Origin of the sequence: uncultured Gimesia sp. (assembly GCF_963976445.1) — a bacterium.
Taxonomy (GTDB): domain Bacteria; phylum Planctomycetota; class Planctomycetia; order Planctomycetales; family Planctomycetaceae; genus Gimesia.
In genome coordinates this window covers 316,739-333,960 of the sequence record NZ_CAXBKP010000001.1, presented here as the reverse complement: position 1 = coordinate 333,960, position 17,222 = coordinate 316,739, and the positions used below count along the sequence as shown (strand labels likewise).

At 50.6% G+C, this 17,222-nt stretch carries 14 protein-coding genes; 5 read left to right on the top strand and 9 right to left on the bottom strand.

Going from position 1 to position 17,222, the window contains the following annotated elements:
• Positions 1 to 157: 157 nt before the first annotated feature.
• From AAC022_RS01325 to AAC022_RS01315, 3 genes are all read left to right on the top strand, one after another.
• Complete coding sequence (locus AAC022_RS01325) at positions 158 to 1,000, top strand: DUF1080 domain-containing protein (protein ID WP_339727240.1); 843 nt, start codon at positions 158 to 160, stop codon at positions 998 to 1,000.
• Between the two features lie 343 nt (positions 1,001 to 1,343).
• Positions 1,344 to 1,940, top strand: a complete 597-nt coding sequence (locus tag AAC022_RS01320) for a hypothetical protein (protein WP_339727239.1) — start codon at positions 1,344 to 1,346, stop codon at positions 1,938 to 1,940.
• Positions 1,941 to 2,023: 83 nt separating this feature from the next.
• Complete coding sequence (locus tag AAC022_RS01315; protein ID WP_339727236.1) at positions 2,024 to 6,250, top strand: c-type cytochrome; 4,227 nt, start codon at positions 2,024 to 2,026, stop codon at positions 6,248 to 6,250.
• On the opposite strand, the gene AAC022_RS01310 is transcribed toward AAC022_RS01315, so the two are convergent.
• From AAC022_RS01310 to AAC022_RS01300, 3 genes are read right to left on the bottom strand one after another with little or no spacing between them, the layout of a single operon-like run.
• Complete coding sequence (locus AAC022_RS01310) at positions 6,213 to 7,634, bottom strand: hypothetical protein (protein WP_339727233.1); 1,422 nt, start codon at positions 7,632 to 7,634, stop codon at positions 6,213 to 6,215. The genes AAC022_RS01315 and AAC022_RS01310 overlap by 38 nt on opposite strands.
• Before the next feature lie 34 nt (positions 7,635 to 7,668).
• Entirely contained in the window at positions 7,669 to 9,108 is a 1,440-nt protein-coding gene (locus AAC022_RS01305; RefSeq protein WP_339727231.1) for a carboxypeptidase-like regulatory domain-containing protein, read from the bottom strand.
• Positions 9,095 to 9,427: a PadR family transcriptional regulator gene (locus tag AAC022_RS01300; protein ID WP_339727229.1), complete on the bottom strand. Its 333-nt coding sequence runs from the start codon at positions 9,425 to 9,427 to the stop codon at positions 9,095 to 9,097. The genes AAC022_RS01305 and AAC022_RS01300 overlap by 14 nt, the downstream gene beginning before the upstream one ends.
• 101 nt (positions 9,428 to 9,528) lie before the next feature.
• Between AAC022_RS01300 and AAC022_RS01295 the strand changes: the two genes are divergently transcribed.
• Positions 9,529 to 9,708, top strand: coding sequence for a hypothetical protein (locus AAC022_RS01295; RefSeq protein WP_339727227.1), 180 nt, complete (start codon positions 9,529 to 9,531; stop codon positions 9,706 to 9,708).
• 366 nt (positions 9,709 to 10,074) lie between these two features.
• Positions 10,075 to 10,314: a hypothetical protein gene (locus AAC022_RS01290; RefSeq protein ID WP_339727226.1), complete on the top strand. Its 240-nt coding sequence runs from the start codon at positions 10,075 to 10,077 to the stop codon at positions 10,312 to 10,314.
• Between the two features lie 93 nt (positions 10,315 to 10,407).
• On the opposite strand, the gene AAC022_RS01285 is transcribed toward AAC022_RS01290, so the two are convergent.
• The 6 genes from AAC022_RS01285 to nadD all read right to left on the bottom strand — a co-directional run bounded on the left by AAC022_RS01285 (position 10,408) and on the right by nadD (position 17,146).
• Positions 10,408 to 11,700, bottom strand: coding sequence for an NAD(P)/FAD-dependent oxidoreductase (locus tag AAC022_RS01285; protein WP_339727224.1), 1,293 nt, complete (start codon positions 11,698 to 11,700; stop codon positions 10,408 to 10,410).
• A 54-nt stretch (positions 11,701 to 11,754) separates the two neighbouring features.
• Positions 11,755 to 12,291 carry a hypothetical protein gene (locus AAC022_RS01280; protein WP_339727222.1) on the bottom strand — a complete coding sequence of 179 codons (537 nt, stop codon included), beginning with the start codon at positions 12,289 to 12,291 and terminating at the stop codon, positions 11,755 to 11,757.
• Positions 12,292 to 12,359: 68 nt separating this feature from the next.
• The gene (locus AAC022_RS01275; protein WP_339727220.1) at positions 12,360 to 13,670 is read right to left on the bottom strand and encodes a coproporphyrinogen-III oxidase family protein; all 1,311 of its coding nucleotides are present in this window, start codon (positions 13,668 to 13,670) and stop codon (positions 12,360 to 12,362) included.
• An 83-nt stretch (positions 13,671 to 13,753) separates the two neighbouring features.
• A complete protein-coding gene (locus AAC022_RS01270; RefSeq protein ID WP_339727219.1) occupies positions 13,754 to 14,980 on the bottom strand; it encodes a PQQ-binding-like beta-propeller repeat protein in 1,227 nt (408 codons plus the stop codon).
• Positions 14,968 to 16,167, bottom strand: a complete 1,200-nt coding sequence (locus AAC022_RS01265) for an iron-containing alcohol dehydrogenase (protein WP_339727218.1) — start codon at positions 16,165 to 16,167, stop codon at positions 14,968 to 14,970. The genes AAC022_RS01270 and AAC022_RS01265 overlap by 13 nt, the downstream gene beginning before the upstream one ends.
• 376 nt (positions 16,168 to 16,543) lie before the next feature.
• On the bottom strand, positions 16,544 to 17,146 hold the full coding sequence (gene nadD / locus AAC022_RS01260; RefSeq protein WP_339727216.1) for a nicotinate-nucleotide adenylyltransferase: 603 nt from the start codon (positions 17,144 to 17,146) through the stop codon (positions 16,544 to 16,546).
• Between the last annotated feature and the right edge of the window lie 76 nt (positions 17,147 to 17,222).

Here is a 17,222-nt window from a genome sequence, read left to right as displayed (position 1 = left end):
CGACTTTTTTGCGCTTCGTTCTTGCGAAGAGTCTTACAATCAAATAACTTAATATTATTAAAGAAGTTATTTTCGGTTCATTCCGAAGACGGTTTTATTGCAGCATTTCCCAAGCCTTCAGGACTTGCGGAAAGTGCTCTAGTTCAGGAAAGCTCTAATGGTTTTGAAACGACTCCTCTCGATCACCTGTGTCTGTCTGGCTGCTGTCTGTACTGTGGGAGCAGAAGCCGGGGACAAGGTTGTTACACCCAAAGATGGTGTGACTCATCTGTTTAACGGCAAGAATCTGGATGGCTTGTATGTCTGGAATCGGGGAACGGCTTACGAAGATCCCCGTAAGATTTTTACCGTGAAAGATGGCATGCTCCATATTTCCGGCGATGGTTACGGCGGACTGATCACCAAGAAAGATTACCGCGATTACCACATGGTGATCGAATTCAAATGGGGTGAGAAGACCTGGGGCAAGCGGGAAGACCGTGCCCGGGATTCAGGCGTGCTGATTCACTGTCACGGCCCGGATGGCGGCTATGGCAATACCTGGATGGCGTCGATTGAAGCACAGATCATTGAAGGGGGCGTGGGTGATATTCTGGTCTTAACGGGGAAAGATCCCAAGACCGGCGAACCGATTCCGACTTCGCTGACGACCACCATCACCAAAGACCGCGATGGCGAGAAGGTCTGGAAAAAAGGTGGTGAAGAAATCACGTTGAGTTCAGGACGCATCAACTGGTTCGGCCGTGACCCGGACTGGGCCGACAAGGTTGGCTTCCGCGGCAAGGACGACGTCGAAAGTAAATTCGGCGAGTGGACCCGGATGGACGTGATCAGCAAAGGGGGCGACATTGAGTATCTGGTGAATGGCGTTGTGGTGAATGCCGGTTCCAATGCCAAGCCCGATCATGGCAAGTTACTGGTTCAGACCGAAATGGCGGAAATGTGGGTTCGTAAATGGGACCTGTATCCGCTGGGCAAAGCGCCCCAGTACAAGAAATAAAAACGAATTCCGCTTTTGAATTCAGCCCTGTTGTGGTGATGACCACGGCAGGGTTTTTTATGTAGGGAGTCTCGGAAAACTTTTGTGGGGGTGGGGCGATTTCGCTTTGGCTATGAATCATAAAAAGTAAACCAGACGACATTCCAAACATCTAATTTTCCAGTTCGAATCGACAGAGCTGCACGTTGCTTTTTTGCAACATGAATGTACAACATATTTAACTTTCTCAAAATTTCCTGCCAATTCCCATTTCTTGCAGCAACCAGTTGAAAATGGCTGTGAAATGCGGGACAATTAGTCATTGTCGTATGCGCACACTCCTTATTTCAATCTGAGGATATTTATGATCTCTCCCACCACTTACCGCAGAGTTATCTATTCCGTCCTGGCCCTGTCTCTGGCTGTCTATGCCTGCACCGTTGAAGCAGCAGACAAAGATGTGAAAACCAACGAAGTCAAAATCAAAGACATCACACTCAAAGTGCCCGCCAACTGGAAAAGTGCCCCCCCCTCCAATAATCTGCGTTTGGCTCAATTTGAAATTCCCGCAGTCAAAGGCGACAAGGAACCAGCCGAACTAGTCATCTCTTCGTTTGGCGGAACCGGTGGTGGAACCGCTGCAAACATCACACGCTGGATTGGTCAGTTTGCCGGCGGCAAAGATCGTCAAGTGAAAGTGACCCAGGGTGAAACAAAAGATGGCAAATACGTCTTCGCCGATATTAGCGGCACCTACAACAAATCGATCGGCCCCCCATTCCTGCGAAAAACCAAACCCACTCCAGATTCACAGATGCTCGGCGTCATTCTCGCAATGGAAGGCAAACCTTATTACTTCCTCAAACTGACCGGCCCCAAGAAAACCGTTTCGTCTGCCGTAGACGAATTTCGCGATTCGTTCGGGGCCAACGCCAAAGATGAAAAGCCATTCGAACAATAACGAATGGCTGATTTTTTATTTCCCCAGCGAGTTATTTGGGTTTCTTAACAAACGTCCTCTCAGCACCGAATCTGTCGAGCATCATGATCAGCCAGCGCATTCATTCATTCGGACTCAGGGGCATTCTGTCCCTGAGTGTTTTTTTACTTGCATGTCTCTTTCTCACAATTGCCGGGAGCAATCTGTCGGCCGAAGAGATTGATCCGGAGGAAGATGATTATCCGCCGGGACTGCTGGCAACCTATCAGGCCGGCACTCAGCGCGTGCAACGCATCGACCCGGATATCGCCTTCAACTGGGGCAAACAGGCACCGCTGCCACAGATCCCCGCAGGCAATTTCTCCGTCGATTGGACCAGCCTGATTCTGGTGAAGCAACCCGGCAAGTATCAGATTTCCGCTTATCTCGAAGGGGAAATCAAAGTCGAAATCGATGGCAAAACCGTTCTCGAAGGAAAACGCGAAACGCCCGGCTGGGTCGTCGGCCCCAAATACGATCAAAACTTCGGCGAATTCGAGCTGCAGGTTTCCTATAATAAAACGACGCCCCAGGCACGCGTGCAATTGTTCTGGGCTTCTAATCTGTTTGGTCTGGAACCGATTCAGTCGAACGTTCTCTATCGCGAAGAGGGGAATCCGGAAGTCGCACAAATCTGGCGCGGGCGCACGCACTTCGACGCCCATCGCTGCAACCGCTGTCACCAGCGAGACCACCAGCTCATTAGCCCCGCAGCGCCCGATCTGACGCATGTCACCACCGCGCTGAACCCGGAATGGCTGCTCCGTAAAGTCCAAAATGACGATGCCGTCGCCGCACATGCCAAAATGCCCTTCTTCGGTTTTGATCAGCAGGATGCCGAAGCCATCGCCGCGTATCTTTATGCAAATACGAAAACCGCATCACTCAACAAGATCCCGGCTGCCAAGAAAGATAAAAAGACCAAAAAAGCTCTGACACACGACGAAGAACAGCGCGAAGGTCAAATCCTGATGCGGTCGGTCGGCTGTCTCGCCTGCCATACGATTGACGGCAAAGGCAACCAGCAACCCTTCAGTGGCGGCGACTTGAGCAGTATCGGCGACAAACGCAACGCGCAATGGTTCTATACCTGGCTCTCTGATCCGGCGAAGTTAAACAAGGATCATCGCATGCCGGTGATCAAACTCAGTACCACCGAACGACGCCAACTCTCGTATGCACTCTCCGAATTGAAACAGGCAAAACTTGCGACTGGGAAAAAGCCGAGCACCGATAAAAAGACCATCGCCGCCGGTAAAAAACTGATCACGCAGGCTCGCTGTGCCGCCTGCCATACGATTCCCGGCATCGACAAACCAACACAGAAAATCGCCGACCTCTCCAAAGCAGTCACCAACTGGGAGAACTCCTGCCTGGCTGAAAAAACCGATCTCAAACAGGGACGCCCCGCGTACCGCACCATCGATCGCGACGCCGTCAAAGCGTATCTCAAATCCAGCTTCGGCGCGCCTTCCCCGGAAAATGAATTCGACAGAGGCCGCTACGTTCTTGAACAACGTAACTGCATTTACTGTCACGAACGGAACATGCACGAAGGCATCACTCAGATCGCCGGTCAAATGGCGAAGTTCGATCCCGCCCTCGCGGGACAGAGCGAAGGCATGATTCCCCCTGCTCTCAACGCCGTCGGCGACAAACTCAAACATACAGCCCTCTCCGAAGCAGTCAGCGGCGAACAGAAAACCATCCGCATGCCCTGGCTTCGCGTTCGCATGCCCCGCTTCCAGCATACGAAAGCCGACAAAGAGGTGCTGCTCAAGTATCTTGTCGCACATGATCTGGTTCCCAATGACGGTCCGCGTCAACCCGATTTCATGATCGACTCTTCCGATGAAAACCAGGCCCAATTGCTCATCGCCGGGCAGACGATTACTGGTGCCAAAGGTTTCAGCTGTATTTCCTGTCATGTACTCGGTGAATACAAACCCCGTAACGTCGCACTGGGCACGCGTGGTTCCGACTTGCTGATGCTGGGCAAACGGATGCGCAAAGAATACTTCCTCCGCTGGGTGCATAACCCACTACGAATTGTACCCGGCATGGAGATGCCCGCACTCAAGAAAAGCGTTCCCAAAGTTCTGGGCGGCGACATTAATCGCCAGCTGGACGCGATCTGGCTCGGCCTGAATGATCCCCAGTTCAAAGTTCCCACGAATCCCTCGGTCGTCGAACAGTTCTTCACCGTCGCAACTGGCGAACCCGCGCGGATTGTGCGCGATGTCTTCACCAACTCCAAAGAGACCGGCGGCGGAGTTGTGCCTCACGCATTTGCCGTCGGCTTTGACAATGGACACAACCTGCTATTTGACCTCGATCAGTTCTCGATTGTGCAATGGACATTGGGTGATTTAGCCCGTCAGCGCACCGAAGGCAAAAGCTGGTACTGGGACATGGCCGGCTCGCCGATCATCTCCGGATATGAACGCGGTCAGGAATTTGCACTCGCTAAAACAGGCACAGCGCCATCGGCAGTGATCTATCCACACATCCATAATGGCAGAGCAGGCACGCTCCGCAGTTATGAATCAACGGGCAATCAGATTACGTTGAACTACGAACTCACCTTCAAAATCGGTGACAAGATCAGAACCGTCGCTGTCACAGACACGTTCCAGACGCTTCCAGATAAAGAGCATCAAACAGGCTGGCAAAGAACCATCAAAGCGACCAACTTGCCAGAAGGTTATGATCTTTACGTCGGCAAACCTCGTTTTTCCAAAAGCATCGGCGACCCGAAAATCACTGACCCCGCTCATCCGAACGCGAAGTGGATGCCTATCGCCGACAATAATTCCCACGAATACATCAAAACCAACGGCAATGCATCAGGCAAGACCTCACTGACACTCGATTATCTCTGCAATCTCAAAGCAGACTCGTTACAGATCAAAACGAAACCCAAGCCGAAACCGGCCATCGAAACCGTCACCAGCGCTCCCGGCTTTGATGGCGTGCGTCTCCCCATTGATGGCGGCATCATGCCGACCGCACTCGCCTGGCGCGATGATGGTACGCTGATCTTCACCTCACTCAAAGGGGACGTCTATCTGGCGAAAGACACCGACGGTGACGGCGTCGAAGACGAACTGACACTCTTCGAAGAAGGTCTCTCTGCCCCGTTCGGCATCATCGCCGATGGGAATGACATCATTGTCTCGCATAAACCGGAAGTGCTTCGTCTCTCCGACACCAACGGCGACGGCAGAGCCGACAAACGCACGATCATCGCGACCGGCTGGGGCTTCAACGACAACTACCACGACTGGGCCACCGGCTGTGTTCGCGATAGTCAGGGGAACCTCTACGTCGGTTTAGGCAGCGATTACGCCCAAATGAAACGCCCCGATGATCAAATTCACTGGCGCGGCAAAATTCTCAAGATCACCTATAACGGCAATATCGAAGTCCTGGGACACGCGTTCCGTTACCCCACGGGCCTCGCCATTAACTCCAAAGACGAGATCTACATTTCCGATCAACAGGGCGTACAAAACACGTTCAACGAGATCAATCTGTTGATCCCCGGCAAAGCGTACGGCGTGCCCAGCCAGTCTGATCTGCGAAATAAGGAAAATCTGGAAGAGACTCGCGCCGCCATTCAGGTGCCTCACCCCTGGACCCGTAGCGTCAACGGCTTAACCTGCATTCCCAAACAATTCTCGTATGCCGGCCTGTTCGATCAGGGGCTTGGCTGCGAATACAATAACCGTTTACTGATTCGCTTCAGCACCCAGAACGTCGGCGACTCGGTACAGGGCGCCACCTATTACTTCACCCGCGCCGACGTGCCCGCCGATGAGCATAATTTCGCGGGCCCCATGTCGGTTGCCGTCAGTCCCAAGGGAGATATCTACGTTGGCAGCATTCACGACAGCGGCTGGCTCGGCGGTCAGAACACCGGTTCCATCACTAAACTGACCCCCAACGGCAAACTACCTAACGGCATCAAAGAACTCCGCGCGACACACGATGGTTTCGAACTCGAATTCTTCAAACCGGTCGACGCGAAAAAAGCGGCTGACAAAGACGCCTACACCATCGCCGGCTATACCCGCGTCTGGAGCGGCAGCTACGCCAGCCCCGACAGCGGCCGTTACAAAGTGGAAGTGGAAGACGTGACTGTTTCAGACGACAAGAAAACAGTCCGCCTGATAGTCAACGAACTCAAAGAAAAGTTCGTCTACGAAGTCAACTGCCAGCAGATTGGTAAAAAAGGAACCAAGCTCTTCCCAGTTACAGGGCACTACTCAATGAACCGGATTCCTGAGTAATCGGATCTAAGGCGGGAACGATGATCTTCCAGACGTTGAGTTGATCTTTTCTCGCTTTGGGATGAACCATCAGCTGATAGGGCTCAAATGCATTCAGCATCTCGGCTGCTTGACTATCTTTCTTTTCCAGTGTTTTCAGAAGCTGTGGTTCCACTTTGAATTTTTCGAACGGAGAAATATACATTCCCATGCTTGGATATGCGTATTTCATCAAATCCATTCCACTCCTATCAGTTCTAATCAAACCGATAGTACTGATAGAATTTAATTCCGCTAATTTCGACAGTTCGCTCTTCCGAATCAAGTAGATGGTTGGTGACAGATATTCTCCTTGCAGGGCTTCGACAGAGGACTTCCAGATCAGATCCTGAAACTCAAGATCTTCGAAATTACCATCTTCCTTAACCGGACAGGAGATCGCCTGATTATTCTTCACATCGATCAAATATACGCTTCTTTCTGCTGCAATAGTCAGATTATGCCGATAGCTCCAAGTATGATTTTGAATTGTTCTCCGAGTACTTAAATTGTATTGTCTGTGCTTGCTGCCATAGTAGTCATTGATGTGACGAAAATCAGATATGAGAAACATCTCTTCCTCGGCTGGCTTGCCTTGCCACTCTATTTGAAATTCAACAGGAACCTTCTCAGGAACTCCCGCCGGGCAGATAATCGTCTCTTCGAATTTACGCCCTGGTATGGTTGTGATGTTAAGCGTATTGAGTTTCTCATTATTCCACGGAGCATGCAGGTTCATTTCGTAGTTTCCCCAGGGAAGCTTTCCAAAAACTAATAATCCATTCTTGTCACTGACGGCGTCCACCGTGTAGATTACATTTTTGCCTTCATATTTTGTCAGAGTCCCTTTAAAACCAGTCGCTGGCGATCCCTCTTTATTTTCCTCTACCAGTTGAAACAAAATCGGATTCATCTCTTCTGAACTGTCATTTGCCTGAGTCGCTTGTTTCTCCAACAGCATTTCCATTTGCTTAAGAAATTGTGGATCCATCGTCGTCATCGCGGCCACTTGAGCGAGCATCTTTTGATTCATGGACTGGCTTTCCTGAAACAGCATCCAGGATATTCCCACCACAGCCAGACAGCAGACCGCCATCACGGCGGAAACTCCGGTCATAATTCGTTGAGACATGATTTTCTCCTTCATCGCATCCAGCCAGAGTTGGCAGGCGATTTTGATAGGGTCGCCGAATTGATTGATTACACGTTGTTTCGCGATCTGCGCGTCCAGATTCTTCAATAACTCTCGATTCAAAGCACACGCAAAGTGATCGCTGAGTTCATCTATGATATCCTGCCGCAACGATGACGGTTCATCGTCGCGCTGGGGCGGAAAATCTTCAATGCTGATCTCAGGCCAGGCCACTGGATGCTCCTCATTGATACAGTTTTTGATTCTGCTATAAAGATTGACTTACAGAAATGGTTTTTTCAGAAACGCGATCTAAATCGGGAATACTGATTTTCCATACATTCGGCTCTGACTTGGAAACATCGAATTCCAACACCTTTGGTAACTGCACTCCACTAATTTTTTTCGACACAACACCATATTTAGTTTCAAGCAACTTTTGCAATCGCGGTTCCATTTTGATCGACTCAAAGGGACGAACCAACATTCGCGGACCGGCGTTGCGGGTTGCCAGTATTCTCATATTTTGAGGAGCATCGAGCTGTACGACACCAAAGTACTCCAGCTGATCTAACTCAGACAATCGGGACAGGTCTGCTTTCTTTAAAAGGTACAGGGCAGGGTCTTCGTAGCTTCCCTCAGTCATTGATACCGATTCCTTGAGTTTTAATTGCTCGGGATCTAAATCGATAAACATTCCGTGCTTATCCAGGGGACAACGTATCACGCGATTCGTTTTGATATCGATCAAGTAGACCCCCTGCTCTGCATGGTCAGTCAGGTCGTGAGAATGATACCAATTCAAACTGCCAATTTTTCTCGGAGTGACCATTTTGAAAGTATTTCGCGGTTTGGAATTACTCCGAGAGCGAAAGTCACATAACAGATAGTCGTCGTCCTGATCGGCCTTTTTTGTCTGATCGACTTCAAACGTAACAGCGACTTTGGAAGGTGATTGACTGGGACAAATAATGGTTTCCTCATACGGTCGTCCCGGGATTGTGGAGATGCTTCGTGTCTTCAAAGACTCGCCCCAAGGGGCGGTGACAGTCAATTGATATTGGCCCCAGGGAAGCCGTTTGAAATTGAGGCGTCCTGTTTCATCACTGACCGCTTTGACGGTAAACGTATCGGTCTGACTGCCGCGTTTTACCAGGGTCACGGTGAATCCGCTTACCGGCTTTGCTCCTTCGCCCGCTTGAATCAACTCAAATGAAATCGGGCTTAATAAATCCGCGATCGAGCCGGCCTGTCCGACCTGCCGCTCATTTAACTGCTCCAGTTGTTTTAAAATCTGTTGATCCACGTTTGACGTAGGAGTCGATTGAGGACGTTCCGCCATTGCCGCCATCTGTTCCAGCATTTTCAAATTCAGACTTTCACTCCGTTGCATCATTGACCAGGCGATGCCGACGACAGCAATACAGCAGACCGCCATTACGGCGGAAATACTAGTCATAATACGTTGAGACATGATTTTCTCCTTCATGGCGTCGAGCCAGAGTTGGCGGGCGATTTTGATGGGATCGCCGAATTGATTTAATACGCGTTGTTTTGCGGTCGACTCATCCGGATTCTTCAATAACTCTCGATTCAAAGCACACGCAAAGTGATCGCTGAGTTCATCGAGAATATCCTGCCGCAACGACGATGGTTCGTCGTCGCGTTCGGGAGGTAAATCTTCAATGCTGATCTCAGGCCAGGCCACTTTGTGCTCCCAGGATTCGATCTATGGCTGAGGAGAACTGCTTCCATTCCTGCCGTTTTTCGTTGAGGGCTTTCTGCCCCTGAATGGTCAGCTCGTAATACTTACGTCTGCGGCCATCGACTTCTTTCCAAAATGACTTCAAGAGCTTTTTACGCTGCATTTTGTGCAACGCCGGGTAGAGGCTGCCCTCTTTCAACTCGAATTCATTCGACGATCGATTGGTCACCTGCTGCGTAATTTCATAACCATACGTGGGCCCTTCGGAAACCAGTTCCAGAATGAGCATCTCCAACGTGCCTGCAAATAATTGTGGATTCATCGTATTTACTCCAATACATAGGATGACTACATATTCCATGTATAGCCGCTCTATGTATTGTCTGTCAAGAGATTATTTTGAGATTACAAAAAGGGGATCGAATGAGAACTCGACGAACCACTGTTTTGAGCGACATGGCGCTCGATGCCGGTGCTGTGGAATCCGGCGGTTTTTCATACCAGCGGCACTCAACGTTGGGAACGATGCGAAACAGAAACGATCTCCCCGATATCATGATGACTGACCACAGAATGATTGACTACAGAGAAGCATCAAGATAGTGCGCATCCCCAATCAGTCGGATGTTCCCAGGGGAGAGATATTTGTGAATGATAGTGCCCGTTGTTCATCTTCGTTCCTAAGAAGTACATCGAGTAGAATGCTGTTACGTTTTTTACCTGTCGGTATCGAGACGTTTTGTGGCTGTCCTTCTTATTCTATCCGAGGTGTCTGGTGACTTCCTGCGATTTACTTCGATTGGTTTGCTGTGTGCTGTTTTCGTATCCAGAATTGTTTTCCAATTGGGGTAATCTTCGTGAAGGGCGGGAAGGAGTCAAGTCGAGCCCGGCGGAACTTGGTCAAAAGAGGGTTGAGGTTCGTTCAGAGTTGGTCAGCGCTGGTTCAAACAAGGCGGAAGATGGTACCGCATGTCGCAAAATAAAATGGAATGTGATAGTGATCATTGCAAACAGAGTTCGAAAAAACGCGATGAAACCAGACGTTTTTCGAAGGTGCTGGAATGGTCAGGGGAAGATCTCTTCAGCAATTTGGGGCAGTCACTCGCGCGTGACGCAGGGGATGGATCATCGCTGACGGCGCAGGCGTGTCAAGCTGTGTCTTGCTCTCTGGAAACGTGCCTGGAACGAGGGGGAAAGTCGATTTTATGACAGTCTTCAAATTGTCAAGCGGATTTCATATGGACGGACTTTGGTTGTCGCAGGTGAAGCGAGGAGGGCTGAAGAATCGTCAGTAGAGTCAGGTTATTTTTTCAGCGCGACCTGAGGGTCTTCCGGGTTCGCGAGTTCGGGAATTTCTTCCTGCATGACGGTAAACATTTCTGCGACTTCGGGTTTGAAGACGTCGCCGATCAGGATGTCGACCAGATTCGTTTTGAACTGAGGGTATTGTCTGAGGAAGGAGCCGAAACTGAAGCCGGGGGTGTAGAAGGCGTAGACCAGCTTGCGGAAGTTTTCGACGCCGCTGTGGTAATCGGGATACCATTGGCTGAGTTGATCGACCGAGAAGTTTTGTGCTTCGAAGGCGTCGTTGATGGCATCGGCAATGAGCTCACCCGATTTCATTGCCAGGAACACGCCACTGGAATAGACGGGGTCGATGAAGCCGAGTGCATCGCCAGCCAGCATCCAGCCTGGTCCGACCGGTTGGCTGGTGTGGTAGGAGAAATCTTTGGTGGTCATGAATTCGGTGACGGGTTGTGCTTCGGTGAGGCGTCGCTTGATGCCGATACAACGCTCGACTTCCTGGTAGAAGATCTCTTCGCTGTTGCCTCGATCTTTGGCGAACATGTAGGCCATGTCTCCGGTGCAGCCGATGCTGACGACATTGTCGGGGAGCGGGATATACCAGAACCACGAATGTTTGCCTTCGGTCTGCAGAATGATTGTGGCGCCTTCATCGATGCCTGGATCACGGTGGGCGTTTTTGAAGTGGGCCCAGACGGTTCCTTTTTTCAAAATCGGATCGGTTTGTTTCAGTTTGAAGCGATTGGCGATAAAGCCGGTCTGCCCGCTGGAGTCGACGACGATCTTCGCTTTGATTTCATGAGTTTCCTGCGTATTCAATTTGATTTTGACGCCTGTGACCTGGTCTCCTTCACAGAGCAGGTCGAGTACCTGGGTTCCTGTGTGGATAGCAGCCCCCTTCGATCGGGCGTTGTTGACCAACATCTGGTCGAATTCGGCGCGGCGCACCTGCCAGGTTTGCGAGCTTTCATGCTCTTTGTAATCATTAAAGTAGAAAGGCATCGTTTCGACGCCTTCGTCGGTGACAAACTGCACGCTCATTTTTTTAGGGAACGCGGTCTGTTTGAGTTGATCGATGAGTCCCAGGCGTTTGAGGGGCCAATAGGTTTCGGGGATCAGGGATTCGCCGACATGAAAGCGGGGGAACTGGGCGCGGTCGACGACAAGGGTTTTTCGTCCCTGTTCGGCGAGGAGTGCTCCCACTGTGGAGCCGGCTGGGCCGGCGCCGATGACGATGACGTCGTATTCTGAGTCGAGGGCAGGCTGTGCTTGCAGGTTTGAATCGTTCATGGGAAACCTTCAATCGTACGAGTCAAAGTCAGGTTCAGAGCGGCAGTGATGCATTTATAGCAACCGAGAGGAAACTTCCAAGAGGTCAATTGCCGGTTGTTGGTTACAAAAAATGGTTGCCAGTCGCCCGTAGGTAATTTCGCCGGGCTGGATATCCATCACACGGGCCAGTCCCGGGCCGGCGGTGATCCGTAATACCGCACCTAAATCGACGTGTCGCAAGACATTGTGATTGATAAGCACCCGTCCGAGTGGGATTTCGCCAGCCAGGATTTCGTCCTTGACGGCTTGAGTCACATAGTCAAAATTAAATCGTACGATCCCGAACTGGACAACTTCATCGGTGCCGGTTTTGGATAACAGGATTTTTCTGCTGTAAATATTTTCATCGAGACGCTGGTCCAGCACGGTCACATCAACGGGAGATTGATGGTATTTTTCCATGGTGACGGTCATGTGGTGGTTGTGAGCCAACAGCGATTTATACGGATCGGGAAGAGAAGCAGAAGAAACGTGTTCGGCCCGTTCGAACAGTTGCGGTTCGTTGGGAAACAATTTGACAAGTGCATCGAGTTCGTCTTGAGGGTTCACTTGAAAATGACTTCTTTTTATCAGGGGAGGATCGGGGTGAGTTTCAATGGATAACAGCGGTTCAAATTTTAGGTGTATCTTACCATGCGGTGTTCTGGTTCGAAATATTCGGTCAGCAGGCTGTCGGCCTGGAGCATGCCTTTGCGGGTGAGTTGGACCTGAGAGTCATCAAAGGTGAGGTAACCCGCTTTTTTCTGATTTTCGAGTGCTTCGGAAAATTCTTCGATGATATTGACATCAAACTTTTCCTGAAATGGCTGTGTCAAGACGTGGCCTTCTTTGAGTTGCAGAATAAATTCGCGGATCAGCCGCTGGTGTTCGGAAGGTTCGAGTGCCCGGTTGATGGGGAGTTCGCCTTTTTCAACGGTTTCGAGATAGTCTTCCAGGCGATCCAGGTTTTGATAATGGACGCCTTGCATGTGACCAAAGGAGGAAACGCCGGTGGCGACAATATCGTTGCCGCGGAAGAGATTGTCGCGATAAACGAAGCGGTCTGTTTCCGGGTTTTTGACGAGTTCATTTCCACTGGCGAGGTGGTAGCCTTTGGCTTGCAGTGTCTCGATGGCTTCATTCATCCAGCGGCGTTTGGTGGTCCAGTCGGCGATGGGCGAGGTGACGCCCATTTCTTTCATTTCTTTGGAAATGATCGTGTTGTGAGGGAGTTCCATCTGGTAGATGGTGATGTTATCTGGTGCGAATTCGGCTGCTTTTTCGACAGACTCGGTCCAGTTATCGTCGGTTTCACCCATCATGCCGGCGATGAGGTCGATGTTGACCTGGGGGAAGCCGACGTTTTGAATCCAGTCGTACGCTTTGTAGACTTCAGGGGTCAGATGGGCACGGCCGTTGACTTCGAGTAATTTATCGTTAAAGCTTTCAATGCCGAGTGAGATGCGGGTGATGCCAATCTCTTTGAGTGTTTTTACTTTCTCTTCGTTGAGTGTGCCGGGCTCGCATTCGAAGGTGACTTCTTTTGCCGTTTCCCAGGAAAGCAGGCTGGAGAGCCGATCACGGACGGAGAGCAGTTGTTTGGAGCTGAGATAGGAAGGTGTTCCGCCGCCGAAGTAGGCGAAGTCGAGCGTGCGTCCTTTGATGGCTTCGACCTGGCTGAGCATTTCGAATTCTTTTTGCAAAGCCTGTACGTATCGTTCGATTGTTTTGGCGTTCTGTTTTTCATAGACGCGGAAATAACAGAATTTGCAACGTTTGCGGCAGAAGGGAATATGGATGTAGAGGCCCATCGGAATGCTGGCATCGGGGCTCTCATGCAGGACATCATGAATTCTGGTGACGTGTTCCTGCTTCCATTGCGAGAAAGGAGGGTAGTTCGAAACAAAATAACTTCCAATTTCGGTCGTGCCTGTTGTTTCCAGATCCATAGTTCTCTCAACGTCTTATGGTTTTTTTAATCAACTTTTAAGCGGCTGACTTTTCCGCAGAGAATTTTCTCTACCTCTTATTGTCACTTCTTTCCGAAACAATACAAGGCACCATTTCGGGATTCTGTGCCAATGATCAAATGTCCTGATCCGATTGCCGGTGACGCGGTAATATCTTTTCCTAAATTCTTTTTCCAGAGCGTTTTACCATTCTGCAGATCGAGCTCGTAGAGATTGCCGTCTGATGAGCCAACAAACACACGATTTCCAATTATCACAGGCGAGCTGTCGACTCGTCCACGTGTCCCGAATTTCCAGACCAGTTTGCCCGTTTTTCGTTCAACACAATGGATCTGCTTATCCCGACCGCCGGCGACGACATATTCGTCTGTGATGGCTGCGGAGGAATGATAAGGAAATTCCTTCTTCGGGTCTTTATATCGCCATTCTACTTTTTGTTTCTTCCAGTTCACGGAGATGATTTCGCTGGCGTAAGTGCCGACGTACAAGTTATCGCCCATGACCGCGGGTGAGGCAATCAGGTAGGTTGCTAAAGGCATCTGGCTGTGTTGTTTGCCTGTGTTGATATCGATTACGCGGAGCTGTTCGTCACAGCCGGTGACGAACGTGAAATTGTCTACGATGGCGGGAGAGCAATTCACATAACCGTCGGTCTCGAATTTCCAGGCCAGCGAACCATCGCCTTCATTGAGACAGTAAAGGTTGTTATCGTAGCCACCAAACAGAATTTTATCGTTGACGACATTGGCGCTGCTGATGATTTCCGCATCCGTTTTAAAGGTCCAGAGTTTTCTCCCCGTCCGGCGATCGATGGCATGGAAGATGCCATCCTCATCACCCAGATAAACGCCATGCTCGGTGACCAGGGGAGAGGATTTAAAGCCGGGGGCAAATTCCTTGGGGTCCGGGTTGTTGATCGAACGGTGTTGCCAGAATGGGACTCCTGTTTTTATATCGAGGCATGTGACGTAACCGTTCAAACCAGCCATATAAACGCGGTCGCCGACAATCGCAGCGGTGGACGCGATTCCGTCTGATGAGGGAAATTCCCAGAGTAGTTCGAGTTTTTCGGGGAGTGTGGTTTTCGCGACGCCCTGTTGCAGGTTACCGTTTCGGAACGAAGGCCAGTTCTGTTTATTGCTTTCCGGTTTGGTCAGCGTGGTTTTGTCTTTGCTACTGGCTGGTTTCTCGGCAGCGTGAGTCGGGTTCGAGAAACAGACGCAGACGATCAGCGCGATGAGGATCGATTGGGAAACTCGAGCGACGCTGGATTTGATTAAAATGCGCATTCGTACAATTCCCTTAAAGAGGATTGATCGACGGGACGGGGATTAAAGTTGCCCGTCCATTGCTTGGAGGCTTCTTCTGCCAGTTGCTCCACCAGACTGAGATCGACTTCGCATTCGGAAAGTGAAGTGGGGGCACCCGCCATTACGATTAACGATTGAATGTGATCGGCGAGTAAGCCTGCGCCAGCAGGGTCTTGAGCATCACACAAGCCGATATCGGACGCGAGGATTGAGTAATGATTGCCGACCAGTTCCGCGTTAAAGCGAATGACATGCGGTAACATGATGCCGATCGCCACGCCGTGCGTGAGATCAAAATGAGCTGAGAGCGGGTTTGCCAGGGCGTGGGTCGCACCGAGCATCGAGTTTTCAATGGCGGCACCGGCGAAGTGTGCTCCGAGCTGCATGTTTCCGCGTGCGGTCAGATCGTCGGGAGTATTGAGAACTTTGGGAAAGCTGTTTGCCAGCAGAGTCCAGGCACGACGGCTGAAGAGCTGAGAAATTTCATTGCGCGGCTTCGTCACAAAGGTTTCTAACGCGTGGCTCAAGGCATCGATGCCTGTGACGCGTGTGACAGAGCGGGGCATGGTTAGCGTGAGTTCGGGATCCAGAATGGCGATGCGGCAGGCGGCTTTTTTGTCGCCACACGCCATCTTCATATGGGTTTCCGGATGGGCGATGACGGCGAACGACTGGGCTTCGCTGCCGGTGCCTGCGGTGGTCGGGACAGCGATCAGCGGGAGCATGGGTTTGGTCGCTTTGCCGACGCCCCAGTAGTCTTCCATTTTTCCGCCATTGGTGAGCAGGAAATTGATTCCTTTGGCGCAGTCCATACTGCTGCCCCCACCGAGGCCGACGATGAGATCAATCTGATGATTGCGTGCGACCTGCAGACCGCGGTCGACATCTTCGGTGGTCGGGTTGGCGTGGACGTCATCAAAAATTGTGATTTGAATGCCTGCGTTCTTCAGAGCAGCGACAGCCCGGGCTTCATGGCCGGCAGCGGCGAGCCCTTTGTCGGTGACTAAGAAGACATGCTTTGCTCCCTGTTCGGCGGCGAGTTCTCCCAGACGGTCTAGGGTGCCTCCGCCGAAGACGATTCGTGTGCGGGGCGCATAATCAAAGGCAGAAAGTGAATTGGACTCTTCCTGTTCGGTATTCGCTTTGGTTGAAGATTTCGAATCCATGACAACGATATATTCCTTGCGATGTCTATTATGTTCATCAGGCTGAGCGATGATCAACGCTGATAGGTTTTATTCTTAACCCGTGTTCTTAGCCGGTGTTCCTGCTTATAAAAGCGGATCGAAGTCGTTTATTTTATCTGGCGAGATTTTAAGGTAGGTTTTCGCTGGTGCGCGCAACATTATACGCTGGTTTTCCATTCCCATTCCGTCTCCATTTAACACCAAAGAAGTACAGTCGGCGTCGTTCGAATTAAACGAAGCGTGTGTCTACAGTCTAATTCTGATCGAAATGGATGGAAATTTCCAGTAGTCTGCACTGATTTTATGAGATGTTGGGTGGTCTTAAGAGACGTTGAAAGCTTAATTTAGAGAAATCTTACTCTAAATACAGCCTGTTATTGTGGATATAAACTTCCACAGCACGCGGTGTCATATACCGGACACTTTTTTTTTCGCGAATCCGTTTTCGAATATCAGTCGAGGAAATGTCGATTCCGGGCATCGTGACCCATAGTATTTTTGCGATGACTTCTTCGCCGAACTTTTGAGCGAGCTCGGTAAGATCTGGTAGACTAATGTTGGGGCGATTGACGCCAGTCAAGGTCGCCAGTTCCAGAATGGCTGCGGGTTCGCGCCAGGTATGCAGGTCGCGAACGGAGTCTGCACCGACGATGAGAAAGAATTCATCGTCCGGGTGCGTTTCTTTGAGTTGGCGCAGTGTTTCCACAGTATAGCTGGGGCCTTCGCGGTGGAGTTCGAGATCTTTGATCACAAACGCCGGATGCCCTGCGATCCCAAAATCGAGCATCTCGCGTCTTGGTTTCCCGGAAGTAATTCCGGTGCTCTCCTTGTGTGGCGGGCTTCCCGCCGGGATAAACCAGACTTCATCCAGGTTCGATTGCTCGCGGCATTGTTCGGCGAGCAGGAGATGCGCATTATGCACAGGGTCAAATGTACCGCCAAAAATTCCAATACGCATCAGTAAATCATTTCTATCAAGGCCCTGTGTTTCTTCGTCAAACAGAAAAACAGTCAGGGCTGCATGAATCTTTTTT